A 26190-nucleotide genomic window follows, 5' to 3' on the forward strand; every position below is an offset into this window, starting at 1 on the left:
GGTCTCTCCCCCAAAAAGGTCTGTCTGGCGAATCCCCTCAAGCGGGAGACTTGTGCCGCAAATCCGGGGGGCAGGCTATAGCTTCGCTTGCACCAGCCAGTCATGGAACAGGCGCACAGGGCGCAGCTCCAGGTCATTGGGCTTGCACAGGAACCAGTAGCTGTAGGGGCTGGCCACGCGCACGTCGAACAGGCTGGTGACGCGGGCATCGTTGTTCCGCACCATGTGATCGTCGTGCATGATGGCGATGCCCAGCCCTTGCGCGGCGGCTTCCAGGATCAACTGGCCCGAATCGTAGTGATCCAGCGCCACCGGGTTCAGCCGCTGGAAGCCCAATGCCTTCTTCCACGCCTCGAAGCTCAGCATCATGTCGGTGTGGACCAGGAAGGTCTGCTTTTCCAGCTCGGCCTGGGTGGGGTTGGGGCCCAGCTTTTCCGCCAGCGTCTTGCTGCAGATGGCGTGGACGGTGTTCTGGTCCAGCTGGACGGCGTGGAAGCTGGCATCTGGCGTGGTGGTCAGTGTGATGGCAGCGTCCAGCGTGTCGCCCACCCGGTCATCCAGGTGGGGGCCGGTGTCGATATCCAGGTGCAGGCGGGGATGCAGCGTGCGCAATTCGGGCAGGCGGGGGAACAGCCGCTGGGTGCCGAACAGCGGCATCACCCCCAGCCGCAGGCGCAGCAGTTGCAGGTTCTCGCTCTGCGCTTCCACCGCGGTGGCGAGCGATTCCAGGTGCGGGGCCACGGCATCATAGAAGGCGCGTCCTTCATCGGTCAGCCGCATGGTCTGGCCCGAGCGGGAGAACAGCTTGCGCCCGGTAAATTCCTCCAGGTTCGCCACCCGGCGCGAGAGGGCCGAGGGGCTCAGCCCCAGTTCCTGCGCAGCCGAGCGCGCCGAGCCGAGGCGCACGACTCGCACGAAGGCCTCTAGGGCGCGCAGGGGGGGCAGGCGTCTCATCCCGGGTTATGTTCTAAAATCTGCAAGTCATGTCGAGAGCGAGTGACCCGCTTTCGGGGGATTGTGCAAGTGCGAAATGGCGTATTGCGGGTTATTCCTCGGCTTCTGCATCCGGATCGGAGGGAACCGGGGCGTGCAGACGCAGGCGGGTGACATGGGCATCATCGCCCTCGGTCACCTCGATCCGCCAGCCGGACGGGTGCAGCAGCATGGCACCGGGCTGCGGCACCTGCTCGGCCAGCACGAAGGCTAGACCGCCCAGCGTGTCGACCGCCTCTTCCACCTCGGCCAGCCGCTCGTCACCCACGATCTCGGCCACGTCGTCCAGTTCGGCGCGGGCATCGGCATCCCACATGCCATCGCCCAGCAAGACAACCAGAGGGACCGGTTCCTCGTCATGCTCGTCCTCGATCTCGCCGACGATTTCCTCCACCAGGTCCTCGATGGTGATGAGGCCGTCGGTGCCGGAAAACTCGTCGAGCACGATCGCCAGGTGCACCTTTTGCGCGCGCATGTCGGCCAGCACGTCCAGCGCCCCGCGCGCCTGCGGCACATAGAGCGGCTGGCGCATCATGGTGGTCCAGTCCTCGGGCGGCTGGGCGCCGGTGGCCAGCACGGTGAAGACATCCTTGATGTGCATCATGCCGATCACGTCATCCAGCGTCTCGCGGTAGACCGGCACGCGGCTGTGGCCGTGTTCGGCAAACAGCGCGACCACTTCGGTCCAGGTGCTGTCGGCATCCAGCGCGATGATCTGCCCGCGCGGCACGGCCACGTCATCGGCGTCGTGCTCGCTGAAATGCAGCATGTTGCGGATCATCATCCGCTCGGTGGGGTTCAAGTCGCCCTTGGCCGAGCGATCCGTGCCCTCGCTGCTTTCCTCGTCCTCGTGCTCGTCGATTGCTTCTTCAAGCTGTTCGCGCAAGGATGGGCCTTCGCCCTCGTCGAACAGACTCTTGATGGCGCCCCACAGGCCGCCACCGCCACTACTGTCCGCGTCTCCCTGCTGGGAGTCGCCGTTCTTGGAATTCTCGGCCATCGGCCTCGTCTTGCTCCGTTCAGGTCAGGTCCGGTCGCCATATGGGTCTGCCAGGCCCATCAGCGCAAGCGCCTTTACTTCCAGCGCCTCCATGTTTTCGGCATCCTGCTCCGACAATTCGTGATCGTGGCCAGCCAGGTGCAGTAGGCCGTGGCAGATGAGGTGCGCGGCATGGGCTTCCAGCGGCACGCCCTTTTCCGCCGCCTCGCGGGCGCAGGTCTCGTGGGCCAGGGCAATATCGCCCAGCATCTCGGGCGGACCGTCGGGGGCAAGCGCCAGCAGGCGCTTGCGCGGCAGCATGGGGAAGCTGAGCACGTTGGTTGGCTTGTCGCGCGCGCGCCATTCGCGGTTGAGGGTGTGAACCTCGGAATCGCTGGTGAACAGGATGGAGGCGACCAGCCGTTCGTTGGCCAGTTCCGGCGCCACCTGCCCGGCGGCTTCGGCTACCCGCTCGGCCAGGTCAGCCCAGTCCCGGTCTGGCCACTCTTCGATGTCGATATCAAGCTGCATGGGCACCAGAGCCGGAGATCCCCTAGGGGATCAGCCGGTCTTCTCCTTCGTAGGCCTCGACGATCCGGCCCACGATGGGGTGGCGGACCACGTCGGCAATCCCGAACCGCGTCACGCCGATGCCGTCCACCCCGTCCAGCCGGGCCACGGCATCGTTCAGGCCGCTCATCGCCGGGCCGCCGGGAATGTCCACCTGCCGGGGATCGCCGCAGATCACCATGCGGCTGCCCTGGCCGAAGCGGGTGAGGAACATCTTCATCTGTTCCTTGGTCGTGTTCTGCGCCTCGTCCAGGATGATGAAGCTGTCGGCCAGGGTGCGGCCGCGCATGAAGGCGATGGGGGCGATCTCGATCTCGCCCGATGCCAGCCGCCGCTCCACCTGCTCGGGCGGCATGCAATCGTACAGGGCATCGTAGAGCGGGCGCAGATAGGGGTCGACCTTCTCCTTCATGTCACCTGGCAGGAAGCCCAGCCGTTCGCCCGCTTCCACGGCGGGGCGCGACAGGATCAGCCGCTGCACGCTGCCGGTGATCAGCTGTGCCACGGCCTGCGCCACGGCCAGATAGGTCTTGCCGGTGCCTGCCGGGCCCAGCGCGAAAATCACGTCGCGGCTGGCGAGCTGGCGCATGTAATCCGCCTGCATGGCGCTGCGCGGGGTGATGGTCTTCTTGCGCGTGCGGATCATGATCGGCGGTGCCTTGGCATCGCCTGTGATGATGCCGTCCAGCGTCGGCTCGTTCGACATGGCGATCATCGCCTCGATCTCGCCGGTGTCGAGGTGCTGGCCGGTCTGCAACCGGTCGTGCATCTTGGCGAGCACGTCGCGGGTGCGGGCCACATCATCCTGGGCCCCCTCGATCACCACGCGGTTGCCGCGCGCGGCGATGTACACGCCCAGGCGGTTCTCGATCAAGACAAGGTTGGCATCGAATTCACCGAACAGGCGGCCCAGGATGGCCTGGTTGTCAAACTCCACCTCCACCCTGGCGCGACGCGACTGGTCGCGGTGGTCTTCCGGGTGGGCGAAGGCTGCCGGATATCCGGCACTGGAGGATTTGCGGGCCATGAGCTCCTTTCGGCTTGCGAGTCGGAATGTAGGCGGCACGCAATCCGTGGCAAGCGGGGCAGGACAAGCTAGCGGTGGATAGTCACCGTGCTGCAACAATGCGTTCAGGCGGGAAGGGGTTCCAGCACGCGGCCAGCCAGCGAATTGGGGCCGGCCTCAACCAGCTCCACACACACGAGATCGCCGATCTGCGCGTTACCTTCAAAGAACACCGATTGCAGCCACGGGCTCTTGCCCAGCCACTGGCCAGGCAGCTTGCCCTTGCGTTCCACCAGCACCTCGCACTCGCGGCCCACGCTGTACCGGTTGAAGGCGTACTGGTCGCGGTTGAGCGCGTCCTGCAGGCGGGCGAGGCGATCTTCCATCACCTCCCGGGCAATCTGGCCGTCCATGCTGGCGGCGGGGGTGCCGGGGCGGGGGCTGTACTTGAAGCTGAAGGCAGCAGCGTATTTCACCGCATCGACCAGCGCGAGGGTCTCGGCGAATTCGGCCTCGGTCTCGCCGGGGAAGCCGACGATGAAATCGCCGCTCAGGGCAATGTCGGGGCGCGCGGCGCGGAACGCTTCCAGCAGCTTCAGGTAACTGTCCGCCGTGTGGCTGCGGTTCATCGCTTTCAGCACCCGGTCGCTGCCGCTCTGCACCGGCAGGTGCAGGTAGGGCATCAGCTTTGCTACTTCGCCGTGCATGGCGATCATGCCCTCGGTCACGTCGTTCGGGTGGCTGGTGGTGTAGCGAATACGGTGCAATTCCGGCAGTTTGGCCAGGGCCTTTACCAGCCCGTCGAACCCGATGGCACGGCCCGCATCGTCAGCGCCGGTCCAGGCGTTGACGTTCTGGCCCAGCAGCGTGATCTCCTTCGCCCCGGCTTCCACCAGAGTCTCGGCTTCCCGCAGCAGGTCACTGAACGGACGCGAGATTTCCGCACCGCGAGTATAGGGCACCACGCAATAGGTGCAGAACTTGTCGCACCCTTCCTGGATGGTCAGGAAAGCGCCGGGGCCAACCTTGCGCCGCGCGGGGAGGTCGTCGAACTTGCCGTTCTCCGGCATGTCGGTATCGGTCGCCCGCTCGCCGGCAATGGCCCGATCGAGCAATCCCGGCAGGCGGTGATAGGCCTGCGGGCCGACCACCATCGAGACGGCGGGGGCGCGGGCCATGATTTCCTCGCCCTCGGCCTGGGCGACGCAGCCTGCGACGGCGATCAGCGGTTCCTTGCCCGCCTCGCGCCCGGCCTTCACCAGCCGGCCGATGTCGGAATAGACCTTCTCCGCCGCCTTCTCGCGGATGTGGCAGGTGTTGAGCACCACCAGGTCCGCCTCCTCGCCCTCCGCCGCAGGCGTGATGCCGCGCGTGGCCAGCACCTCGGCCATGCGCTCGCCGTCATAGACGTTCATCTGGCAGCCGAAGCTCTTGACGCGGTACGTCTTGGGGACGGGGCGGGTAGTCATAAGCGCGCGCCCTTAGGGCAAAAGGCCAGAGAGTTAAAGCATCGCCTGCGCAATCCGCTCGCGCGCCGCTGCCGTCATGGTCTTGCGGTTGGCCAGGTCATCCCCCGCCAGCGGCAGCAGGAAGTGGACGTCCAGCCGCACCGGGCGCAGGCGGGCGAGGATGCGTTTGAAGTTGTCGAGGCCGTGCTCCTCGCCCACCCAGGACACGCGCGGCACGTCGTCATAGGCCAACAGCACCGGCTGGACGGTGGCGCCATCGGGTAGCGGCTCAAGCGCGCCCAGCAGCGAGGACTTGAACGGCAGCAGGCCGGTGCCATCGCTGGTGGTGCCTTCGGGAAACAGGGTCAGGGTGCCGCCGTGATTCATCGCCGCGCGGATCTGCTCCGTCTGGTTCGACACGTCGGAGCGCACGTGGCGGGCGATGAACACGGTCTCGTTCATCTCGCACAACCAGCGCAGGAACGGGTGTCCGGCCAGGCCATCGTGGCCCACGAAGGCGCTGTTGGCGGTGTGCGACAGGGCGGGGATGTCCAGCCAACTCACGTGGTTAGCCAGCAGCAGCGCGCCCGGCACGCGCCGCCCGCTCCGGCGGATGTGGAGCCCCGCGATGGCACCGATCCCGGTCAGGAACACGCGCGGCCACATCCGGTCCAGCCCCACAAGCCGCCAAAGGTAATGCAGTGGCACGCAGACCACCAGCAGCAGCACCATCAGGGTCACCCGAAAGACGATCAGGACCCAGCCGAGGGGGGAAATGCCGCGGGGGATGGGGGCGGCTGCGGCGGTCATGGCAAGGCCTGCGTCAGCCCTCGCGGTCGATCCGCACGCCGTAGAGTTCCATGCGGTGATCGACCAGGCGATAGCCCAGCTTCTCGGCAATCACCTTCTGCAGGGCTTCCAGTTCGGGATCGACGAATTCCACCACCTTGCCCGTTTCCACGTCGATCAGGTGATCGTGGTGCGCTTCGGGCGCGGCTTCATAGCGGGCGCGGCCATCGCCGAAATCGTGCCGGTCAAGGATGCCCGCTTCCTCGAACAGGCGCACGGTGCGATAAACCGTGGCGATCGAGATCTTGGGATCGATGGCACTGGCGCGTTCATGCAGCGCCTCCACGTCCGGATGGTCGGTGGCGTCGGACAGCACGCGGGCGATCACCCGGCGCTGGTCGGTAATGCGCAGGCCGCGCTCCGCACACAGGGCTTCAAGGTCGATCGTCTGGTGCAAACGTCAGGCTCCGCAAAATGGCACGCCCCGCCACTATGGAAGCGGCGGGGCGGCATTTCAACCGGCTTTGGCCCGGAAGTCCCCGGGGATCGCCACCGATGATCGGGGGTAATTCCTCAGACGGTCTTCTTGCGGCGGCCGCGCTGCTGGCCGGGCTTGCGGCCCAGGCCGATCTTCTTGGCCAGTTCGCGGCGCTTTTCCGCATAGTCGGGGGCGACCAGCGGATAGTCTGCCGACAGGCCGAAGCGGGCCTTGTAGTCTTCCGGAGACAGGCCGTGATCGGTCATCAGGTGGCGCTTCAGCATCTTCATCTTGGTGCCGCATTCCAGGCAGACGATGTGATCGTTCTTCACCGAGGAGCGGACCGAAACGGCGGGTTCCGGGCGGGCTTCGGCCACCACGGGGCTGCCGAGGCCGGACAGGGCACCGTAGACGCTGGAAATCAGCGACGGGAGGGAAGCGCCATCAACGTTGTTGTTGGCGACATGGGCGGTAACGATATCTGCCGTCAGGGTGATCAGCATCTCGTTGGTGGTGTTCTCAGTCATGATAGATCAACAGCCTTCCAATACCTTGCGACGCGTTATGTTTTAGGCGTTGGCCGCCTTCCTGCTTTATACGCAGCATCAGCCCTGCACCCATCGCAGGCGGGTTGCAAGAGGGGCTTTTCCCGTTTTGCAGGATTTTTCCTGCGATTTTACTTAGGAACTGGTGCGCGAATAGGTGATCGCGTCGAAGGGACCCAGATTGCCGGACCGGTAATAGTTGGGTCGGCGGCCCACCGGCGCGAAACCGTGGGCCAGGTACAGCGCCTCGGCCGGATTGCCGGCGCGCATCTCGAGGAACTGGCGGGTGACGCCGTTGCCGTCGGAAATGGCCAGGAACTGGCGCATCAGCGCGTGGCCCACGCCGCGCCGCCGCGCCCAGGGGGCAACCGCGATCAGCAGGAGCTCCTCTTCGTCCAGCGTCTGGCGCGAGAGGGTGAAGCCCGCGGCATCCGCCGCATCGTCAGGGCTGCCGCCGGCGACATCGAGCAGCACGAACCGGGTGTTGGGGGTGACCAGCGCATCGCCCACCTGGCGGCGGTTCCACGCCTCGCCGTACTTGGGATCGAAGGCGGCCTCCATCACCGCCATGATCCCGTCCAGCGCGTCCATCATGCGCTGGCAGCCCCGTGCGGTAAGCGCGCATCTGGCGCGCGGCCATAGAGCGGGGCAAGGTCGGCCAGCAGCAGGGCTTCCGGTACCAGCAGCGTGCAGCGGGCATCGGGCAGCAGGTCCAGCGCGATGCCGTGGCCCTGCGCCAGGACCGCTGCCTTGCTGCCGGCGACCAGCGGGTGATGATGCTGGCCCATGGCCTGCTCCGGCGGGAGCGAGGCAAGCTCCCCCTCCGGCAGGCCATCGGCGTCGAAATGCTGGACGAACCATTCGCCATGTCCGCCGGTCATGCACACGCTCACCGGCTCGCAACCCTGCCCGGCGCGGGCCATGGCGGCGATCAGCGCGAGGGTGGGATAGCCCAGCACCGGTACCCCCCAGGCCAGCCCCAGCGCGCGGGCGGCGGCGAGGCCAATGCGCACGCCGGTAAAGCTGCCCGGGCCCAGCGAGACGAGGATGCGATCGGCCCGCCCCTTGTCGGGCAGGCCGGCAATGGCGGGCACCAGGTGTTCGGCGTGGCCGCGGCCGATCAGCCGGTGCCAGTGGGCCAGCTCATGCCCATGTTCGAACAGCGCCACCGAGCAGGCCTCGGTCGCACAGTCGATTGCGAGGGTCCGCATGGCAGGCCCTGCGTCAGAGCACGCGGTTGAACAGGGTAAAGTCCGGCCGCGGCAGGCGGGCATGGACCTTCGACCGGTCGCCGTAGCCGACCGAGCAGATGAAATTGCTCTTCCACGAAGGTGTGTCGGCAAGGAAATCGGCATCCACTGCCGCATTGTCGAAGCCCGACATGGGGCCGCAGTCCAGCCCCAGCGCGCGCGCGGCCATGATGAAATAGCCGCCTTGCAACGAGGAATTGCGGAACGCCTGCGTGTGGCGGTGCGCGGCCTTGTCATCGCCCGCGAACATCGGCTGAACATCGCTGACGGGGAACAGCATGGGCATCTGCAAGTGGAAATCGGTGTCCATCGCCAGGATGGCGCAGACTGGGGCGGCACGGATCTTGTCCTTGTTGCCTTGCATGGCGTGGCCGGCCAGCCGCTCCTTCGCCTCGGCGGAATGGCACCAGACGATGCGCGCAGGCAGCATGTTCATGGAGGTGGGGCCGAACTTGGCCAGCTCCCAGATCGCCTCCATCTGCGCCTCGCTGACCGGGCGGCCATCGAACCACTGGGTGGTGCGCGCCTCGCGGAAAAGCTGGTCCAGGGCGGCTTCGGAAAGGGGGGCAGCCACCGATCAGGCCGCCCGCACTTCGGTCACCTCGGGCACATAGTGCTTCAACAGGCCCTCGATGCCGTTCTTCAGCGTGGCGGTTGAACTGGGGCAGCCCGAGCAGGCCCCCTGCATCTGCAGGTACACCACGCCTTCGCGGAAACCCTTGTAACGGATATCGCCGCCGTCGTTGGCCACGGCGGGGCGCACGCGGGTTTCGATCAGTTCCTTGATCTGCTCCACCACGTCGGCCTGGGCGGGATCGTCGGGGAACAGCAGGCCTTCCCCGTCATCCTCCGACGGAACCGCAATGCCGTTGCCGGCCGTGGCGAACAGCGGGGCCTGGCTGATGAAATGGTCAAGCAGTACGGCCACCACCTGCGGCTTCAGCGTGCCCCAGTCGGCCCCCGGCCCGGCGGTGACGGCCACGAAGTCCGCACCGAACAGCACGCCGGTCACCTCGCCGGTGTCGAACAGGGCCTGCGCCAGCGGTGAGGCTTCGGCATCCTCGGGGCTGGAAAAGTCGCGCGTGCCGGACGGCATCAAGCGCTGCCCCGGCAGGAACTTCAGGGTGGCGGGATTGGGCGTGGTTTCGGTCTCGATGAACATGGGTTTGGATGTAGGCTCCCCAGCAGGCCATCACAAGGCGGCAAAGCCTTTTGCCGGGTGAAGTTTGGCTTAGGCAGAACAACTGCGCGCTGTTCACCGGTCCTTCATCCCTTTACGGCCCTATGCATGGTCATGACTGTCTTCTTGCGTTCCCTGCGCGCGCTCATCCTGCCTGCCCTGATCCTGCTGCCGGTTCCTGCCATGGCGCAGATGTGCACGATCCCCGCCGATCCGGCGCAGGATGCCACGCAGTATGACCGGCCGGACGATCCGTGGATCTATCGCGGCACCGATATCCCGGTGGACAGGAACTGGCTGTTCGGCGAGCTGCCCAACGGGGTCCGCTATGCCGTGCGCCGCAACGGCGCGCCGCCGTGCCAGGTGTCGATCCGCGTGGCGATAGATGCCGGCGCGATCAACGAGACCGAGAGCGAGCGCGGCTTTGCCCACCTGATCGAGCACCTGACCTTCCGCCAGAGCCGCAACTTCGCCAGTGGCGAGGCGATCGGCTATTTTCAGCGGCTGGGCACCAGCTTCGGCATCGACACCAATGCCCAGACCAGCCCCACGCAAACGATCTACCAGATCGACCTGCCCGGTGCCGACCGGCCCAAGCTGGGCGACGTGATGCTGCGCGTGGCCGGCATGGTGCGCGAGCCTGCTCTCAGCGCCGAGAACCTGGCGGCGGACCTGCCCATCGTGCTAGCCGAACGGCGCGAGCGGCAAGGGCCGGACCAGCGCATCGCCCAGGCCACGCAGGAAGTGCTCTATGCCGGCCAGTTGCTGGCCGACCGCTCGCCCATCGGCACCGTGGAGGCGCTGGAAGCGGCGACCCCGGCCAGCGTGCGCGCGTTCCACGATCGCTGGTATCGACCGGAAAACACCGTGGTGGTGCTGGTGGGCGATGCCGATCCGCAGTTCCTGGCAGCCCTGGTGGAGCAGACCTTTGCCGACTGGCAGGTGGCCGGCCCCGCCACGCCCGCGCCGGATTTCGGCGATCCGCAGATGCCCGAAGGGGCCGATCCGGCCAATCCCGTGGGCGAGACCGCGGTGGTGGTAGAGCCCGGCCAGGCGCGCGGCGTGATCTATGCCGTGATGCGCCCGTGGGAGGAGATTACCGACAACCTGGAATACAACCGCGGCCTGCTGATCGATGCCGTGGCCCAGGCAATCATCAACCGCCGGCTGGAAGAGCGGGCGCGGGCCGGGGCCAGCTACCTGTTCGCGCAGGTGCAGCAGCAGGATGTCAGCCGCTCGGCCGATAGCACGTTCGTGTCCTTCGCGCCGTTGACGGCAGACTGGGAAACGCCGCTGGCCGAAGTGCGCGGGGTGATTGCCGCCGCGCTGGCCAGCCCGCCGACCGAGGACGAGATAGAGCGCGCCGTGGCCGGGCTTGACGTGACCTTCGTGGACATGGTGGCCCAGTCGCGCATCCAGGCCACCAACCAGCTTGCCGATACCATAGTCAACGCGGTCAATATCCGCGAGGCGGTGGCTTCGCCCGAAACGTTCCTGGAAGTGTTCCGCGGCATGCGTGACCGGATCACCCCGCAAGCCCTGCTGGAGCACAGCCGCAAGCTGTTCACCGGGCAGGTGGTGCGCGGCCTTTACCTGACGCCCGAGGCGGGCGAGGCGACGGCCGGGCAACTGCGCGCCGCGCTGCTGGCCCCGGTAGCGGTGGATGCCAGCGCCGGCCAGGACCTGACCCCCATTTCCATCGCCACCCTGCCGCCCATCGGCCAGGCGGCCGGCCCGGTGTTCCGCCAGGCGCTGGGCACCGGCCTGTTCTCCACCACCGAGCAGCTCGAATTCGCCAACGGCGTACGCGCCATGATCCGCGACAGCGACAACGAACCCGGCCGTGTGACCGTGCAGGTGCGCTTTGGCCGTGGCCGCGCCGCCTTCAGCGAGGCCGAGGCACCCTATATCGACCTTGGCGAGCGGGCGCTGATGGCATCGGGCATGGGCGAGCTGGGCCAGAACGAGCTGGACCGGCTGGGTGCCGGCCGCAAGCTGGGCCTGGGCTTCAGCGTGGGCGACGGGGTGTTCACCTTCACCGGCGATACCCGCGCCGAGGACCTGGCCGACCAGCTTTACCTGTTTGCCGCCAAGCTGGCCATGCCGCGCTGGGACGTGGCCCCGGTGGAGCGGGTGAAGGCCAGCATGGTGCTGGGCTATGACGCGCTGGACGGCGATCCCACCAGCGTGCTCAACCGTGACCTGGAGGCCTTGCTGCACGGCAACGATCCGCGCTTTGCCACCCCCGATCCCGCCACAATCCGCGGCACCACGGCCAGCGGTTTCCGCGAGGTGTGGTTGCGCATGTTGCAGCAGGGGCCGGTCGAAGTGTCCGTTTTCGGTGACATCGATCCCGAGGCGACCATCACCGCGCTGTCCGCCACCTTCGGCGCGCTGCCACCGCGCCACGATGCGGCAACCGGGCCGCAACCCGAACCGTTCCGCGCCATGGAAACAGGCGGCGACCGCGTGGTCCTGACCCATGCCGGCGATGCCAACCAGGCGGCGGCCGTGGTAGCCTGGCCCACCGGTGGCGGCTCTGCCGGCCTGCCGCTGGCACGCAAGCTGGACCTGCTGGCCCAGCTTGTCAGCAACCGCCTGCTGGAACGGCTGCGCGAGGCAGATGGGGCCAGCTACACCCCCTTCGCCGCCAGCGACTGGCCGCGGGACAACGATAGTGGCGGCTACATCATGGCGCTGGTGCAGATGCAGACCGGCGCGGTGGACACCTTCTTCACCCTGGTCGACCAGATCGTCGCTGACCTGGCCGCCAACGGCCCCAGCGCCGATGAACTGGCCCGCGTGGTCGAGCCGGTGCGCCAGAACATCCTGCGCGCCGAGCCCAGCCACGGATTCTGGCTGGGGCAGTTGCAGGGCGGCACCTTCGATGACGAACGGTTGCGCCACCTGCCCACGCTCGGCACCGATTACCTGGGCACCACGCCGGAGGAGATCCGGATGCTGGCCCAGCGCTTCCTGGCCGACCGGCAGGCGCGACGCATCGTGGTGCTGCCGCGCGGCGGCGGGGTGGAAGCCCCGTCACGCTGAGGCGCAGGCCATGCTGAGGTGGCCTGCGCGCCACACTGGTTGCGCCCTGTAACCATAACGCATGTAACCTTTGCGTCAGGCGCGACTCACGATTAGAGGGAGCCATCCCCATATCTCAGCACTCGCGCACGGCCGGCCTGGGGCGGCCACAGCGCCTATTGGAAGACTTGATCGTGGCAAACAACTGGACCCCCGAAAGCTGGAAGCAGGACAAGTTCGTCGCCAAGCACCTGCCCGTTTACGAGGACGCAGGCGGCCTGGCCGATGCGGAAAAGACGCTCGCCGGGTTCCCGCCGCTGGTGTTTGCCGGTGAGGCACGCGCGCTGAAGGCCAAGCTGGGCGAGGTGGTCGAGGGCCGTGGTTTCCTGCTCCAGGGCGGCGACTGCGCCGAAAGCTTTGCCGAATTCGGCCCCAACAACATCCGCGATACGCTGCGCGTGATCCTGCAGATGGCTGCCGTGCTCACTTTCGCCAGCAAGCAGCCGGTGGTGAAGGTGGCGCGCATGGCCGGCCAGTTCGCCAAGCCGCGCAGCGCGCCGACCGAGACCATCGGCGGCGTGGAACTGCCCAGCTACCTGGGTGACAACATCAACGGCATCGACTTTACGCCGGAAAGCCGCCGCAACGATCCGCAGCGCATGATCCGCGCCTACAGCCAGGCGGCGGCCACGCTCAACCTGCTGCGCGCCTTCACGACGGGCGGCTATGCCAACCTGCGCCAGGTGCACCAGTGGACGCTGGACTTCATGGGCCGCAGTGCCTGGGCCGACCAGTACAAGTCCATTGCCGACCGGATCGGGGAATCGCTGGATTTCATGGAAGCCTGCGGGATCGACATCGAAGACCAGCCGCAGTTGAAGATGGCGACGCTCTACACCAGCCACGAGGCGCTGCTACTGCCTTACGAGGAAGCGATGACGCGGCGGGATTCGCTGACCGGCGAATGGTACGACACCAGCGCGCACATGCTGTGGATCGGTGACCGCACCCGCTTTGTGGAAAGCGCCCACGTGGAATTCCTGCGTGGCATCAACAACCCCATCGGCGTGAAGTGTGGCCCCAGCCTTGAGCCGGACGCGCTGCTGCGGATGCTCGACATGCTGAACCCCGGCCGCGAAGCCGGCCGCATGACGCTGATCGCCCGCTTCGGCCACGACAAGGTGGAAGCCGGCCTGCCGCCGCTGCTGCGCGCCGTCGAGCGTGAAGGGCATCCGGTGCTGTGGAGCTGCGATCCGATGCACGGCAACGTGATCAAGAGCGACAGCGGCTACAAGACCCGCCCGTTCGACCGCATCCTGGCCGAGGTGAAGGGCTTCTTCGCCGTGCACCGGGCCGAAGGCACCCATGCGGGCGGCATCCACCTGGAGATGACCGGGCAGGACGTGACCGAATGCACCGGCGGCGCCGTGGCTATCACCGATGCCGGCCTGGCCGATCGCTATCACACCCATTGCGACCCGCGCCTCAACGCCGCGCAGTCGCTGGAGATGGCCTTCACGCTGGCCGAGATGCTCAACCTGGAACGCGCCCAGCAGCACGCCCAGGCGGCCTGAAACGCGGCGAGCCGTTACAAATTGTCACCGGGCCGCCATTGACGGGTAGCCCGGTGACCGCCACTCTGCCGGCCGAATAATGTCCGGGGGAGAGGGACTCATGACAGGTTCGGCAGTGCCGGTCCGCCGGTTTGACGTGGCTGCGTTCATCGATGCCCGCGACATCGGCGCGCGCGAAATCCTCACCCTGGTGATCGTCGCCACGGTGCTGTTCCTGGACGGGTTCGACACTTATTTCCTGGGCAAGATCCTGCCCGCCATTGCCGAAGGGCTGGGCGGCACGCCGGTGGACATGGCCCCGGTGGTCACCTGGCAGCAGTGGGGCATGGTGGCAGGGGCCATCGTGATGCCGCCGCTGGCCGACAGGATCGGCCGCAAGCCGGTGCTGGCGTTGTGCCTGCTGGGCTTTGGCGGCGGATCGCTCGCCTGCGCCTATGCCACCAGCTTCGACATGCTGGCGCTATTCCGCGGTTTCTCCGGCATCTTCTTCTCGGCCATGCTGCCGGTGGGGCTGGCCATGCTGTCGGAAAGCACACCCAAGCGGCGGCGCGCGCTGTTCATGTCGATTGCGCTGGTCTGCTATTCGGGCGGGAACTTGGCCAGCGGGGCGATGACCGCCTGGTGGCTGGACGAACTGGGTTGGCAGGGCTTCTTCATCGCTGGCGGCGTGGTGCCGCTGGCGGCCATGGCGCTGCTGCTGCTGATCCCGGAAAGCGTGGCTTTCCGCGTTAACCGCGATGCCAAGGACCCGGCAATTCCCCGCGCGCTGCGGCGCATGGACCGCACGCTGATGTTCGAGGGGGACGAGCAGTTCCACATGGGCAACCAGCTCACCGTGGAAAAAGCAGGCCCGCTGGCCATGTTCGGCCCGCGCTTCCGGATGCAGACGATCCTGCTGTGGTGCATCTGCTTCATGTCGCTGGGTAACATCGCGCTGATGGCCAACTGGCTGCCCACCTTCATGCACGAACTGGCCGATGTGCCGATCCAGACTTTCGCGCTGTACATGATCTACGGCTATTTCGGCGGGGCCTGCGGCACTTTGGTGATGGGCTGGCTGATGGACCGGATCAGCCCGTACAAGATCATCGCCCTCTATTTCGTGGTCGATGCCATCGCGATCATGTCGCTGGGCCATATCGCGCCGGAAACGGTGGTGATGTTCGTCACCGCGCTGATCGTGTGGAACTTCTGCCAGGTGGGCGGACAGACCGGGATCAACAACCTGGCCACGCTGGGCTATCCGCCCGAGATGCGCAGCTCGGGCATCGGCTGGGCGGGGGCCGTGGGTCGTCTCGGCGGCGTGCTGTTCCCCTTCCTGGGCGGGCTGGCGCTGGCCGCCGAATTGCCGCTCGACCAGATCCTGCTCGCCACCGCCGCTCCCGCGCTGGTGATCGCAGTGCTGATCACGGTGCTGGGCAAGGTGAACGGCGGCAAGATCAGCGCGACTGAGGTGGAGGGCGAGGCGCCTGTGCGCGGACACTGAGGCCGGCGGGGTTTACCTTCGCTCGCGATAGTGACTGGTATTGTCGACTTTAATACAGGCCGGAACGGTCGGAATGGGGGGTGGAAAGCTGACATCGGGGTCATCAGAGGAAAGGCATTTGTCAGGCGATGCGGCCCCCTCTATCGATGATAGCGATAACACGAAGGCAGAGGATCGTTATGCCGGGACAAGCACGTCTTCAACGGATGTCCGTTGTGGGGGAAAGGGCAATTTGGTTTTGGCTGGGCTGCCTCGCCATCAGCGCGGGCATCGTCCTGCACCTGCCGATGCTGGCCCATGCCCATCACATGATGGACAACCGGCTGGTGGGTATGCCGATGGACGGCTGGATGATAATTGGTATGGCTCTGATCATGCTGGGCGTGCCGCTGGCCTGCTGGGGCGCGCTGCCGCGCAATCGCGTCGGTCACGCCAACAGCGCCGGCACCAGCTATGAAGCGCCCGACACCACGCCGCTCAATCGTTGGCACGCGGGCGTGCTCCTGGTCCTTACCGTTGGCTTGGTGATCGACGTTATGAAGCCCGCCACATTGGGTTTCGTGCTGCCGGGGCTCACGCAGGAATATGGCATCGAGCGTAGTACCGCTGCACTGCTACCGTTCATTGCGTTGACCGGCACCACGGTCGGCTCGTTCTTGTGGGGCTGGCTGGCCGATGTTTACGGGCGTCGTGTTTCGATCCTTCTCTCGACAATTCTGTTCGCATCCACCGCGATCTGCGGGGCCATGCCGCTGTTCGCGTGGAATCTCGTGATGTGCTTCCTGATGGGCGTATCTGCGGGTGGCATGCTGCCGGTAGTCTACACCCTGCTGGCCGAGGTCATGCCCCCCCGCCACCGCTCTTGGGTGCTGGTGCTGGTCGGCGGCACGGGTCTGATCGGCGGCTACCTCGCCGCCAGCGCGGCTGCCCATGCGTTCGAGCCGCTATACGGCTGGCGCGTGCTGTGGTTGCAGGGATTCCCCAGCGCGCTTCTGCTGCTTGCGCTGGCCCGGCTTATCCCTGAATCGCCCCGCTTTCTTGCCGAGCAGGGCCGTGAGGTCGAGCTGGAGCAGATGCAGGAGCGGTTCGGTATCTTGCCGCGCCCGCGCGTGGCCGCACCCCAAGATGCACCTCTGGCGCATGATCGGCACAAGGGCCTGACCGCTGCGCTGACTATCGCCGCACTGGCATGGAGCTTCGTCAATTTCGGCCTGCTGCTGTGGCTGCCGACCGACCTGCAGGCACGTGGTTATTCGTCCGAACTTGCCAGCGGCATCCTTGCCAGCTCGGCCCTGCTTGCTTTGCCGACCATCGCTGTGGCAGCCTGGCTCTATGCCCGGTGGAGCAGCAAGGGGACGCTGGTGGGCACTGTTGTGCTGACATTGGCCGGCCTGGTCGGCGCACTGCTGCCCGCTGCCACCCTCTCTTGGCCACCGCTGTTGGTGGGGGTGATCGCCATGCTGATCGTGGGGACCAATGGAATGATAGCGGTGCTGCTGCCTTATACGGCGGAGAACTATCCGCTCGGCGTGCGCGGCCGGGCCACCGGGCTGGTGGCGGCCAGTAGCAAGTTTGGCGGGGTCGCAGTGCAGGGTTTTGCCCTGGTGGGCCTGATCCCCACGCTAGGCGGTGCGGCGCTGGCCCTGCTTGTCCCGATGGGTGCCTCTGCCGTGCTTATCGCCTGGGCCGGGCGCGAGACGCGAGGCCGATCGCTTCGCGAACTGGAGGCCTGATGGACTTGCGGACGACAGATGTCCGCAATGGGGTCGCAAGTGGACAGGCAGCTTTCGGCGCGGGTCGCCGCAATAGCTGCCTGTCAGTTAAACTCTGCGCCTTCTCCCAAGCAAACCCCTCAATCTACCTCCGGCCCGAAATGGTCGGCCAGTTGCGACGGACTGAACCCGTAGCTGCGTGAATCCGGGAATTGCAGCATCTCGCTGTCGATTGCTTCCCAATCGGCCTTCAGCGAAGCGAACACGTCGGGCATGCGGTCCTTCAGGTTGCCGCGCTCCATCGGGTCGGCGATCACGTCGAACAGGAATTCGTTCTCGTTGATCTTCAGGTACTTGTATCGGCCCCGGCGCAGCGCGCGCTGGTCGCGGTCCCAGTAGCGCCAGAACATCGGCCGTTCGGCCAACTCAGAACCCATCAACGCGGGGCGGATGTCCACCCCGTCGGGCGGCAGGTCGGGCGTGCCGCCGGCGGCGCCCACGAAGGTGGGCAGGAAATCCATGCTCATCACGGGGGCATCGGTCTTCGATCCCGGCGCCGTCAGGCCCGGCCAGCGCACGATCAGCGGCACGCGGATGCCGCCTTCCAGCAGCTGCGTCTTGCGGCCGGAGAACGGCCAGGTGTCGGCAAACCGCTCCCCCCCGTTGTCACTGGTGAAGACCACCACGGTGTTGGGGTCCATCCCGTGATCGCGCAGGCGCATCAGCACCCGGCCGATGTTGGCATCCAGGTTGGTGACCATGGCGGCATAGGTTTCCATGCTGCCGCCATCGTAGTGCACGATGTTGAGGTCGCTGCTGGCGGGCAGGGCATCCAGCCGCGCGCTTTCCGACTGGCCCATCGCGTCATTCCCTTCCCACGGCCAGTGCGGCGCGGTGAAGTGCAGGGATAGCAGCCAGGGCTTCTCGGCTTCGGCCGCGCGGTCATCCAGGAATTCCAGCGCCCGATCGGCCAGCAGGTTGGTGTAATAGCCGATGGCTTCCACCTCCACATCGCCATCCCACAGGTCGGACCGGCCGGCGATCTTGTGGGTGAAATAGTCCACCCCGCCGCCGCGATTGCCCCAGAACTCGTCATACCCGCTTTTCAGCGGGCCGAACTGCGGCAGGCCGCCCAGGTGCCATTTGCCGATCAGGCCGGTGTGATAGCCCTGCGCCTTCAGCAGCGAGGGCAGGGTGGGATGCGCCGGGTCCAGCCCCATGTCGGCGCCCGAGATCGGCTCCTCCAGCCCGGCGCGGGTGCGGTACTGGTAACGCCCGGTGATCAGGCCGGCGCGTGTGGACGAGCACACCGCGCTGTTGGCATAGCCGTGCATGAACTGCATGCCTTGCGCGGCCAGGCTGTCCAGCACCGGCGTATCATATTCGCGCCGGCCATAGCAGGAGAGGTCGGCGTAACCCATGTCATCGGCCATGATGAACAGGAAGTTGGGCTTGCGGGAAGGGTCATGCGCCTGTGCCGGAACTGCGCCGGCAGCCGTTCCGGCACTGGCGACAGCCACCGTGCCAAGGGCTCCTGCCAGCGCTTCGCGCCGGGTGATGCCGCTGGTGTCCGATGGTCTGGTCAGTGTCATGTGCATGGTTCCTTCAGGATTGCGGGGTTGGCAGGACCGGTGCCGTTGGTGGTGGAAACACCGGTCCTGCCGCATGGCGCGGCGGAGGATGCCGCGCGCAAGGTGTTACATCTTGACCCGCAAGCCAAGGGTGTAGCGGCGGCCCAGCACGTCATAGACGGCCGAGTTGTACTGGGTGGAGCTGTCCGCCAAGGCCGTCCACGACGGGGTGACCGGCGGATCCTCGTCGGTCAGGTTGGTGATGTTGAAGGAGACGGCCGCCTCGGTCCCGGCAATCTCGAAGTCGTAACCCACCCGCAGGTCCAGGTAGGTGACCGAAGGCACGTGGTTGTCGGCATGGACGCTGGTGCTGTAGGTGGCGAACGAGCAGCGACCCGGCTGGCCGCAGGCGTTCTGGAGCCCGTCATCGGTATAGCGGGCCTGCAGCATCGCGTTGAACGGACCGTTGCGATAGGTCACGCTGCCGGTCATCTTGAAGTCGGCATAAGGCTGGTAGGCACCGCCGCCGAAGCCCAGTTGCCCCGCCAGATTGGACGTAACGCCCGCACTGTTGGTTTCGGTGCGGCTGATCAGCCACGATCCAAGGGCGCGCACGCCCAGCGTCTCGTCACCGCCGAACAAGGTCAGGTCGGTGTTGTAGCTGCTTTCCACGTCCAGCCCTTCCACCGTGGCGCGGGCCACGTTGACGAACAGGTCCCCCACCAGCGCGCCGGTGAAGGTGGCCGTGCTGGTCGGCGTGGCGGTGGAACCGTCGCCCAGGGTGATCAGGTCGCAGAATTCCTGCGCCTGGTCCTTGAAGCAGCGGTCGACCACCGACTGGGTGCCCACCTGGCTGATCGCGTCCTGGATGCGGATGTTGTAATAGTCGAGGCTGAACGAGAAGCCGCTCAACCAGTCGGGCCGGAACACCAGCCCGGCGGTGAAGGTTTCCGCCTCCTCCGGCCGCACCAGCGGGTTGCCGCCGGAGAAGCGGGTGATGCCGATCGATTCCACCGTGCCCGTGGTGCGCGGATCGTCGATGTTGGCCACGCCGCCGGTCTTGTCGAAGCGCTCGGACAGGTTGCCGGCGCGCACGTCGATCGAATAGGTGCTGCGCAGGCGCAACTGGTCCTGCAGGAAGCCGAATTCCAGGCCGCCCTTGTAGGCCCAGATCTGGCCCGAACCCGAATAGTCCGCCCAGCGGAAGGCGCCGCTGGCGTTGGCGGTGAAGTTGTCGCTGTCGTACAGCGGCAGCAGCAGTTCGCCGAAGGCTTCCCACACTTCCGCATTGCCGCGGATGTTGGAAACCTTGGAGAACTGCACGCCCACGGTGTTGGTGCAATCGCCCTGGTTCACCCCGCGCAGGCCGATGCTGGCATCGTTACAGCGCACAGGACGGAAGGTATCGTTGTTGGCCGACGGGTTGGTGATGTCGTTCACCAGTTGCCGCACGCCATCACGGCGGTACGAGCCGCCGAAGGCGCCCGCCAGGGTGCCGGCCCACAGGTCTATGATGTCACCCGAGAAGGCCAGTTCGGCAAAGTGCTGGGTGAAGATGGTGTTGTAGACCTTCTCCTCCTCGGTCTCGTAGGTCCGCGTCTCGCCGGAGGCGAAGCCGTCGCTGGCGTAATAGACCGGCGCGGTGACCGACACCCCGGGCTCGAAGCCCACCACGTAGTCATAGCCGGCCGGAGTGGGCATACTGCCGCCCCCGGCACCGAACAGGTTGACCGGCTGGCACCCCGGGAAGGCCGCTGCGCCGCCCGCCGTGGTCGATACGCGGCAGACGATGTTGTTGGAGTTGTTGGGATCGCGCACCGCGTCAACCGCCGCAAAGATGCGGTCAACCCGCAGGCCAAGCTGGCGCCAGTTCCGGTGCGACCGGCCATACTGGTAGAAGCCGTCGATGTTCCAGTCGCTCATGAACCCGTCGCCGGGAACGTTGTACTGGAAGCCGGCGGTGCCGATGTGCTGCGTGGTCTGGTCGTCGATATACATCTGCCCGACGTCGGCAAAGGTGCCCTGCCGGCGCAGCTGGAAGCTGGCGATGTTGTTCTGCGTCATCAGCGTCTGCAGGTTGGCCGGCAGATAGGGGTTGCCGCTGAAGATGGTCAGCGCCGTCTGCGGCACGCCGAACGAGCCGCGGGTGTTGCTGTACTGGAAGATCGAGGTCTTGCCGTGCAGGTACTGGCCGAACACCGTCAGGTTGTCGGTCAGGTCGAAGTCGGCATAGACGAACGCCGAATAGCGCTCCAGGTCCGGGTACAGGCTGGCCACTTCGGCGTTGTTGTCGGCATAGGCGGCCGTGCCGGGGATGCCGGTGCCGGCAGTGCGCGATCCGGCCGTGCCCACGGCGTTCTGCAGGATGGACCCGGTCACGCCCGGACCCACGGTGCCATCGGGATTGAAGCGCCAGCCGTGGATGGCGGTGCCCGGCGCGTTGATCAGGCCGTTAGGCGTGGAGTTCGAAGAAACGAAACCGGGTGCGAACTTGATCGGATCGGCCACCGTGCCTGCGCCGTAGGGGGCCCAGCTCTGGTACCAGTCACGCCCTTCGTAGGTGAAGATGCCTTCCTGGTTGTAGTATTCGCCCGAGGCCAGGATATGGCCACGGCCGCCCGCGAAATCGCTGCCCCATGCGGCCGAGACTTCGTAGTTCTCGCCGTCATTCCGATCGGTGATGCCACCCTGGACGTTGATCTCCAGCCCGTCGTAATCGGTATCGAGGATGAAGTTGACCACGCCCGCCACGGCGTCGGAACCATAGGCCGCCGATGCGCCGCCGGTGGTGGTCTCCACGCTCCGCAGCATGGCTTCGGGGAACAGGTTGATGTCCACGCCGCCAAAGGCGCTTGTGCTGGGCACGCGGCGGCCGTTGAGCAGCGTCAGCGTGCGGTTTGTGCCAAGCCCGCGCATGTTGAGCGCGCCATAGCCGGACCGCAGGAAGAAGTTGCCGCTGTTGGGGGTCTGGTTGCCGTAGAACTGCGGAAGCTGCGAAACGCCGGTAATCAGCGCGCCGGGGGAGAGCGATTCGATCTCCTCGGCCGCCACCACGGTCACCGGCACGGGGGCCTGCATGCCATCGGTGCGGATGCGCGAGCCGGTGACGGTGATCACGTCCTCTTCGGCGTCGGCGGCATCATCCTGTGCCTGGGCGGCGGTGCTGCCCATGACCAGGGCCAGGGCGCTGGCACCACAGGCCAGCCAGCGGTTCCGGGTACGCCCAAGCGGGCGCGCAGAATGCGTCGCAGTTGTCACTTCCAGATCTCCCCTCATGTTTTATGCCGCCGAGGATGCCCCTGCCGGAGGACTTGAAGCAACACACTCCAAAGTGATAACCCCATAACTCACAGGTTATAGCAACGCGGGAACCGATAATGCCGAGCCTTCCTTTCACCTTGCGGCAGCTCGAGGTTTTTGCGGCCCTGTGCGCTACCAGCAGCTTTCGCCAGTGTGCCGAGGAGATGGGCATCTCACAGGCATCGGTAAGCAACCAGATCCGCACGCTGGAGGAGCAACTGGGTGTCGAACTGTTCGATCGCAAACCTGGCCAGCGCCCCGGCCTGCGGCCCGAAGGGGTGGCCTTCCTGGAGGACCTGCGCGAGTTCGAGCGCGCCGCGGCAGCGCTGGCTGCGCACCGCCGCCAGGTGCCGACACTGCCCGCTCAGAAGCGCCGTTTCCGCCTGCTGGTTGGGCAAGGCATGTTCGACGGCTATATCCGCCGCAAGCTGGATGCCTTCTACGATCTCTATCCCCACATCGACCTGGAGTTCGAGACCAAGTGGCCGTTCGGCGAACTGATCCGCCAGATCGCCCAGGGCCGCTATGATTTCGCGCTGATCAACCAGCGGGCCGATCGCCCCGTCGCCGAAGGCTGCCGGCAACTTGCGATGGTGCGCGGTGGCATCTACGGGCACGTCAAGTTTGCCGAGGGCCGCGAACTGCCGCTGGCGGCCGATCAGGTGAACAGCCTGCCATTCATCCTGCCCAAGTCCACCAGCGAGCAAGAACGCGAGGCGCTGCAGAGCTACGAGCGGCATGGCATCTTTCCACGCCATGTGGTCGCTCATACCCAGTACTATGACGTGATGGGCGCAATGCTCGATCGCGGCCTTGGTGTGGCCAGCTTTTCCGCCGCCATCCTGCCGGCCGCGCTGCGCAAGGATGTGGTGCTGCTCTATCCGCTGGACGACTGGCGGCTACTCTATGCCCGCAAGGAGGGGTGCGACGGGGAAGCGGCGGACCAGGTGGAGCGGTTCCTGGTGGGCAGCCTGCTGCAGGATCCCGATTATCCGGCCATCGCGGTCGACTGGAACGCGGTGCCCGCCAGCGTGACCTAGCTGTCCACCCCGAAGTATTCGGCCAGCTTGTCTGCCGTGAAATAGTGCCGCCCCGCTGCCGGGTCGGGCGGCAGCATGGTGGCGTTCCAGGCCTCCCACGCCGCCACCAGCGCGGCGAAGTCGGCCGGGCGGCGCGCCTTCAGGTTGCCCCGCTCCATCGGATCGGCTTCGACGTCGAACAGGAAATCGTGCCCGCCCGCGCTGAAATACTTGAGCGCCCCGCGCCGCACGGCCCGCTGGCTGTTGTGGCTGAAGCGCCAGAACAGGTCGCGCGGGGGTAGGGGCTCCCCCGCCAGCGCAGGCCGCACGTCGATCCCGTCACTGGGGTGCGCCTGATCGGGCGGCTTGCCGGCGGCAGCCAGGAACGTGGGCAGCCAGTCCATCGTCATCACCTGTGCGCTGTTTTCGCTGCCCGACGCGGTCAGGCCCGGCCAGCGGACGATCAGCGGCACGCGCAGGCCGCCTTCCAGCAGTTCGGTCTTGCGCCCCGTCAGGGGGAACATGCGGGAAAAGCGCTCGCCGCCGTTGTCGCTGGTGAAGACTACCGCAGTGTTGTCTGCCAGCCCCAGCCGGTCCAGCGCGGCCAGCACCTTGCCCACGTTCTCGTCCAGGTTGCCCATCATCGCGGCATAGGTGGCCAGGTCACCGCCATCGTAGTGGGTGATCGGCATGGGATCGCCGGTCTTGGCCTGCAGACGGCGCGATTCCGCTTCGTCGTTCGGGCCGATCCAGGGCCAGTGCGGGGCGGTGAAGTTGAGGTTGAGGAAGAACGGCGCGGTTCCTGCCGCATACCCTTCCAGCACTTCTACCGCGCGGTCACCCAGCAGGTTGGTCAGGTAGCCCACGCGGTCGATGTTGGTCTCGCCGTCCCACAGGTCGTTCACGCCGTTCAGTTCATGGGTGAAATAGTCCACCCCGCCGCCACGGATGCCCCAGAACTGCTCGAACCCGCTTTTCAGCGGGCAATAATGGGGCAGGTCGCCCAGGTGCCATTTCCCCACCAGCGCCGTGTGATAGCCCGCATCGCGTAGCAGCGAGGCAATCGTCGGATGCTCGGGAGGCAGGCCGATCGCGCGGCCCTGCAGCGGCTCCTCCAGCCCGATCGGCAGGCGATACTGGTAGCGCCCCGTCATCAATGCCACGCGGGTGGCGGTGCAGACGGCGGAATTGGCATAGGCCTGCGTGAACCGCATCCCCTGCGCTGCCAGCCCGTCGAGCACCGGGGTGGCATATTCCTGCCGCCCGTAACACGACAGGTCTGCCCAGCCGAGGTCGTCGGCCATGATGAAGACGAAGTTGGGTCGCGCGGTCACGGAAAGGCTCACCCCGCCTGCACCAGCTCGATCTCGTGCCCCTGCGGGCTGACCAGCAGGCACACCTTTACCCCTGGCGCGACTTCGGTGATGTCCATCGTCTTGCGGCCGCCCGCGGCCAAGGCGTGTTCCAGCGTGGTCACGATATCGCTGCACTGGAAGCCCACCGGGCCGTGCGCGGTGCCTGGTGCGATCACCGCAGCCACCTTGGGCTGCACCAGCATCAGCGACAGGCCGCCATCCTGCCCGGGAATCTCCAGGATATGTTCCAGGAACGCCGGCTCGTCATAGGTTTGCCGCACCCGGAAGCCGAAGGCATCGCGCCAGAAGGCCAGCGCCCCGTCCATGTCGTTCGTATTGAGTTTGACGAAGGCGAAGCGGATCGCAGCGGCGGGCGAATTTTCAGTCATCAGGTGTTTTCCTCTCCGATTTGAGACCTAGCGCCACAAAGCGCTTTTGCAATTCTGCGTTTTCTGGGGCAGTGGGGCCAACGATGATCAAGCGTGCGTTGCAGAATACCGGCTGGCTGATGGGCGCGCGCGGCATCAATGGCGTGCTGAGCCTGGGCTATCTGGCCCTGGCCACCCGCGCGCTGGGCGTATCGGATTTCGGCCAGTTCACCCTGGCGGTCACCTTTGCCAATGCCCTGGCGGGCATCTCGCAGTTCCAGACCTGGCAGACCGTGGTGCGCTGGGGGCAGAGCAAGGAAACCCTGCCCGATGCCACCGGCTTCGCCCTGGCGCTGGATGCACTGACGATCACGCTGGGCATCATCACCGCCGGGCTGATCCTGTGGTTCGCGGGAGACTGGTTGCCGCTGCCCGGCTGGCTGCGGCTGGAGACCTTCGCCTATACCTGTGTGGCGCTGCTGTGCATCCGCTCAACGCCCACCGGCATCCTGCGCCTGCACGACAAGTACGGCAAGGCGGCGGTGGCCGATGCCGTCACCTCCGTGGTGCGGATCGCGGGCGCGGCGCTGGCCTTCTTCTTCGCCCGCACCATCGAGGGCTTCCTGCTGGCCTGGGCGGCGGCAGAGATCGTCACCTCGGCCACCTACTGGTATTTCGCCCGGCAGACGCAGCCGATTTTCTGGAAGCACATCAGCCTGCGCAAGATTCCCGCCCGTAATGAGAAAGCCTGGGCCTTCGTGATCGGCACCAGCCTGTCGGGCATGCTGTCGATCTCGTCACGCCAGGTGCTGGTGCTGCTGATCGGCGGGCTGGGCGGCCCGGCGCTGGCTGGCATCTACCGCGTGGCCGCGCAACTGGGCGAGGGGCTGCTGAAGCTGGCCCAGGCGCTGCTGCGCGCGACCTATCCGGAACTGGTCCGTTCTCCCGATGTGGCCAAGTCCATCGCCGGGCGGATTGCCAAGATTGCCGTCGCCACCGGCCTTGTCGCCGTGGTCCTTTCGCTGCTGTTCGGCCGCCCCGTGATCCAGCTTATCGCAGGGAAGGACTTCCTCAGCGCCTATACGCCGATGATCCTGCTGTCCGCCGCCGCTGCCATCGAGCTGGGCGGGGCCAGCCTGGAAGCGCTGATGGTGGCGCGCGGCCGGGCGGTGACCAACTTCCTGCTGCGGGCCGTGCCCACGGCCTGCGCGCTGGGTGCGCTGGTGTGGCTGATCGACATCCACGGCCCGGCGGGTGCCGGCATGGCCGTGCTGGGAGCCAGCGTGGCGACGGTGACCGGATTGTACCTCGTCACGCGCAAGGACACCGGGGTTCCGCCCGCCCAGGCGAAGCCGGCGACCTGACCGGCAGGTTTGCGGCACCTGCGTGTCCGCAGCCTCTTTCCATACGCGGAAGGCCCGCTATATGGGCGCCTCCCACCCGCCCGAATGCGGGATCTGCTGGGGCGTCGCCAAGTGGTAAGGCACCGGTTTTTGGTACCGGCATTCGCAGGTTCGAATCCTGCCGCCCCAGCCAGCTT

The 26190-nt window shown here is 66.4% G+C and carries 22 protein-coding genes and 1 tRNA gene; 7 read left to right on the forward strand and 16 right to left on the reverse strand.

Features of this window, described 5'->3' with window-relative positions:
* Positions 1–75: 75 nt before the first annotated feature.
* The 12 genes from GRI99_RS06725 to GRI99_RS06780 all read right to left on the reverse strand — a co-directional run bounded on the left by GRI99_RS06725 (position 76) and on the right by GRI99_RS06780 (position 9220).
* Positions 76–954 carry a LysR substrate-binding domain-containing protein gene (locus GRI99_RS06725; protein WP_160771264.1) on the reverse strand — a complete coding sequence of 293 codons (879 nt, stop codon included), beginning with the start codon at positions 952–954 and terminating at the stop codon, positions 76–78.
* 91 nt (positions 955–1045) lie between these two features.
* Positions 1046–1993: a hemolysin family protein gene (locus tag GRI99_RS06730; protein ID WP_160771265.1), complete on the reverse strand. Its 948-nt coding sequence runs from the start codon at positions 1991–1993 to the stop codon at positions 1046–1048.
* Positions 1994–2017: 24 nt separating this feature from the next.
* Positions 2018–2503, reverse strand: coding sequence for an rRNA maturation RNase YbeY (ybeY, locus tag GRI99_RS06735; protein WP_160771666.1), 486 nt, complete (start codon positions 2501–2503; stop codon positions 2018–2020).
* Between the two features lie 22 nt (positions 2504–2525).
* Positions 2526–3569, reverse strand: coding sequence for a PhoH family protein (locus GRI99_RS06740; protein WP_160771266.1), 1044 nt, complete (start codon positions 3567–3569; stop codon positions 2526–2528).
* 104 nt (positions 3570–3673) lie between these two features.
* Complete coding sequence (gene miaB / locus GRI99_RS06745) at positions 3674–5017, reverse strand: tRNA (N6-isopentenyl adenosine(37)-C2)-methylthiotransferase MiaB (protein ID WP_160771267.1); 1344 nt, start codon at positions 5015–5017, stop codon at positions 3674–3676.
* Positions 5018–5050: 33 nt separating this feature from the next.
* A complete protein-coding gene (locus GRI99_RS06750; protein ID WP_160771268.1) occupies positions 5051–5806 on the reverse strand; it encodes a lysophospholipid acyltransferase family protein in 756 nt (251 codons plus the stop codon).
* Between the two features lie 13 nt (positions 5807–5819).
* A complete protein-coding gene (locus GRI99_RS06755; RefSeq protein ID WP_160771269.1) occupies positions 5820–6242 on the reverse strand; it encodes a Fur family transcriptional regulator in 423 nt (140 codons plus the stop codon).
* 116 nt (positions 6243–6358) lie between these two features.
* A complete protein-coding gene (locus tag GRI99_RS06760; RefSeq protein ID WP_160771270.1) occupies positions 6359–6790 on the reverse strand; it encodes a Ros/MucR family transcriptional regulator in 432 nt (143 codons plus the stop codon).
* 153 nt (positions 6791–6943) lie between these two features.
* On the reverse strand, positions 6944–7402 hold the full coding sequence (locus GRI99_RS06765) for a GNAT family N-acetyltransferase (protein WP_202392969.1): 459 nt from the start codon (positions 7400–7402) through the stop codon (positions 6944–6946).
* Positions 7399–8019, reverse strand: a complete 621-nt coding sequence (gene tsaB, locus GRI99_RS06770) for a tRNA (adenosine(37)-N6)-threonylcarbamoyltransferase complex dimerization subunit type 1 TsaB (protein WP_160771271.1) — start codon at positions 8017–8019, stop codon at positions 7399–7401. The genes GRI99_RS06765 and tsaB overlap by 4 nt, the downstream gene beginning before the upstream one ends.
* 13 nt (positions 8020–8032) lie before the next feature.
* Entirely contained in the window at positions 8033–8632 is a 600-nt protein-coding gene (locus GRI99_RS06775) for a malonic semialdehyde reductase (RefSeq protein WP_160771272.1), read from the reverse strand.
* Between the two features lie 3 nt (positions 8633–8635).
* A complete protein-coding gene (locus tag GRI99_RS06780) occupies positions 8636–9220 on the reverse strand; it encodes a NifU family protein (RefSeq protein ID WP_160771273.1) in 585 nt (194 codons plus the stop codon).
* Between the two features lie 132 nt (positions 9221–9352).
* On the opposite strand from GRI99_RS06780, the gene GRI99_RS06785 reads away from it, so the two are divergent.
* The 4 genes from GRI99_RS06785 (at position 9353) to GRI99_RS06800 (ending at position 17058) form a co-directional block, all read left to right on the forward strand.
* Entirely contained in the window at positions 9353–12286 is a 2934-nt protein-coding gene (locus tag GRI99_RS06785; protein ID WP_160771274.1) for a M16 family metallopeptidase, read from the forward strand.
* 173 nt (positions 12287–12459) lie between these two features.
* Positions 12460–13839 (forward strand): class II 3-deoxy-7-phosphoheptulonate synthase, encoded by a 1380-nt coding sequence (locus GRI99_RS06790; RefSeq protein WP_160771275.1) that lies wholly within the window; start codon positions 12460–12462, stop codon positions 13837–13839.
* Between the two features lie 100 nt (positions 13840–13939).
* On the forward strand, positions 13940–15325 hold the full coding sequence (locus GRI99_RS06795; RefSeq protein WP_160771276.1) for an MFS transporter: 1386 nt from the start codon (positions 13940–13942) through the stop codon (positions 15323–15325).
* 206 nt (positions 15326–15531) lie between these two features.
* On the forward strand, positions 15532–17058 hold the full coding sequence (locus GRI99_RS06800; protein ID WP_237438175.1) for an MFS transporter: 1527 nt from the start codon (positions 15532–15534) through the stop codon (positions 17056–17058).
* Positions 17059–17177: 119 nt separating this feature from the next.
* Here GRI99_RS06800 and GRI99_RS06805 read toward each other — a convergent pair whose 3' ends face one another.
* Together GRI99_RS06805 and GRI99_RS06810 are read right to left on the reverse strand one after the other, a co-directional pair.
* The gene (locus tag GRI99_RS06805; protein WP_160771277.1) at positions 17178–18629 is read right to left on the reverse strand and encodes a sulfatase family protein; all 1452 of its coding nucleotides are present in this window, start codon (positions 18627–18629) and stop codon (positions 17178–17180) included.
* Positions 18630–18734: 105 nt separating this feature from the next.
* Complete coding sequence (locus GRI99_RS06810) at positions 18735–21866, reverse strand: TonB-dependent receptor plug domain-containing protein (RefSeq protein WP_160771278.1); 3132 nt, start codon at positions 21864–21866, stop codon at positions 18735–18737.
* A gap of 119 nt (positions 21867–21985) precedes the next feature.
* Here GRI99_RS06810 and GRI99_RS06815 point away from each other — a divergent pair, with 119 nt between their 5' ends.
* A complete protein-coding gene (locus GRI99_RS06815; protein WP_160771279.1) occupies positions 21986–22948 on the forward strand; it encodes a LysR family transcriptional regulator in 963 nt (320 codons plus the stop codon).
* On the opposite strand, the gene GRI99_RS06820 is transcribed toward GRI99_RS06815, so the two are convergent.
* Positions 22945–24261, reverse strand: a complete 1317-nt coding sequence (locus GRI99_RS06820) for a sulfatase-like hydrolase/transferase (protein WP_337192885.1) — start codon at positions 24259–24261, stop codon at positions 22945–22947. The genes GRI99_RS06815 and GRI99_RS06820 overlap by 4 nt on opposite strands.
* Before the next feature lie 8 nt (positions 24262–24269).
* Positions 24270–24671: a VOC family protein gene (locus GRI99_RS06825; protein ID WP_160771280.1), complete on the reverse strand. Its 402-nt coding sequence runs from the start codon at positions 24669–24671 to the stop codon at positions 24270–24272.
* Between the two features lie 83 nt (positions 24672–24754).
* Here GRI99_RS06825 and GRI99_RS06830 point away from each other — a divergent pair, with 83 nt between their 5' ends.
* Together GRI99_RS06830 and GRI99_RS06835 are read left to right on the forward strand one after the other, a co-directional pair.
* Entirely contained in the window at positions 24755–26014 is a 1260-nt protein-coding gene (locus GRI99_RS06830) for a lipopolysaccharide biosynthesis protein (protein WP_160771281.1), read from the forward strand.
* Positions 26015–26111: 97 nt separating this feature from the next.
* Positions 26112–26186: transfer RNA gene (locus GRI99_RS06835), tRNA-Gln, on the forward strand.
* Positions 26187–26190: the final 4 nt, after the last annotated feature.

The sequence above is a fragment of the Alteraurantiacibacter buctensis genome (assembly GCF_009827655.1).
Lineage (GTDB): Bacteria > Pseudomonadota > Alphaproteobacteria > Sphingomonadales > Sphingomonadaceae > Alteraurantiacibacter > Alteraurantiacibacter buctensis.

What these genes read in the sequence shown, in the direction of transcription:
- GRI99_RS06725 (WP_160771264.1), bottom strand. Translation starts at nt 954, where the DNA reads ATGAGACGCCTGCCCCCCCTGCGCGCCCTAGAGGCCTTCGTGCGAGTC.
- GRI99_RS06730 (WP_160771265.1), bottom strand. Translation starts at nt 1,993, where the DNA reads ATGGCCGAGAATTCCAAGAACGGCGACTCCCAGCAGGGAGACGCGGAC.
- ybeY (WP_160771666.1), bottom strand. Translation starts at nt 2,503, where the DNA reads ATGCAGCTTGATATCGACATCGAAGAGTGGCCAGACCGGGACTGGGCT.
- GRI99_RS06740 (WP_160771266.1), bottom strand. Translation starts at nt 3,569, where the DNA reads ATGGCCCGCAAATCCTCCAGTGCCGGATATCCGGCAGCCTTCGCCCAC.
- miaB (WP_160771267.1), bottom strand. Translation starts at nt 5,017, where the DNA reads ATGACTACCCGCCCCGTCCCCAAGACGTACCGCGTCAAGAGCTTCGGC.
- GRI99_RS06750 (WP_160771268.1), bottom strand. Translation starts at nt 5,806, where the DNA reads ATGACCGCCGCAGCCGCCCCCATCCCCCGCGGCATTTCCCCCCTCGGC.
- GRI99_RS06760 (WP_160771270.1), bottom strand. Translation starts at nt 6,790, where the DNA reads ATGACTGAGAACACCACCAACGAGATGCTGATCACCCTGACGGCAGAT.
- GRI99_RS06765 (WP_202392969.1), bottom strand. Translation starts at nt 7,402, where the DNA reads ATGATGGACGCGCTGGACGGGATCATGGCGGTGATGGAGGCCGCCTTC.
- tsaB (WP_160771271.1), bottom strand. Translation starts at nt 8,019, where the DNA reads ATGCGGACCCTCGCAATCGACTGTGCGACCGAGGCCTGCTCGGTGGCG.
- GRI99_RS06780 (WP_160771273.1), bottom strand. Translation starts at nt 9,220, where the DNA reads ATGTTCATCGAGACCGAAACCACGCCCAATCCCGCCACCCTGAAGTTC.
- GRI99_RS06785 (WP_160771274.1), top strand. Translation starts at nt 9,353, where the DNA reads ATGACTGTCTTCTTGCGTTCCCTGCGCGCGCTCATCCTGCCTGCCCTG.
- GRI99_RS06795 (WP_160771276.1), top strand. Translation starts at nt 13,940, where the DNA reads ATGACAGGTTCGGCAGTGCCGGTCCGCCGGTTTGACGTGGCTGCGTTC.
- GRI99_RS06800 (WP_237438175.1), top strand. Translation starts at nt 15,532, where the DNA reads ATGTCCGTTGTGGGGGAAAGGGCAATTTGGTTTTGGCTGGGCTGCCTC.
- GRI99_RS06805 (WP_160771277.1), bottom strand. Translation starts at nt 18,629, where the DNA reads ATGACACTGACCAGACCATCGGACACCAGCGGCATCACCCGGCGCGAA.
- GRI99_RS06815 (WP_160771279.1), top strand. Translation starts at nt 21,986, where the DNA reads ATGCCGAGCCTTCCTTTCACCTTGCGGCAGCTCGAGGTTTTTGCGGCC.
- GRI99_RS06825 (WP_160771280.1), bottom strand. Translation starts at nt 24,671, where the DNA reads ATGACTGAAAATTCGCCCGCCGCTGCGATCCGCTTCGCCTTCGTCAAA.
- GRI99_RS06830 (WP_160771281.1), top strand. Translation starts at nt 24,755, where the DNA reads ATGATCAAGCGTGCGTTGCAGAATACCGGCTGGCTGATGGGCGCGCGC.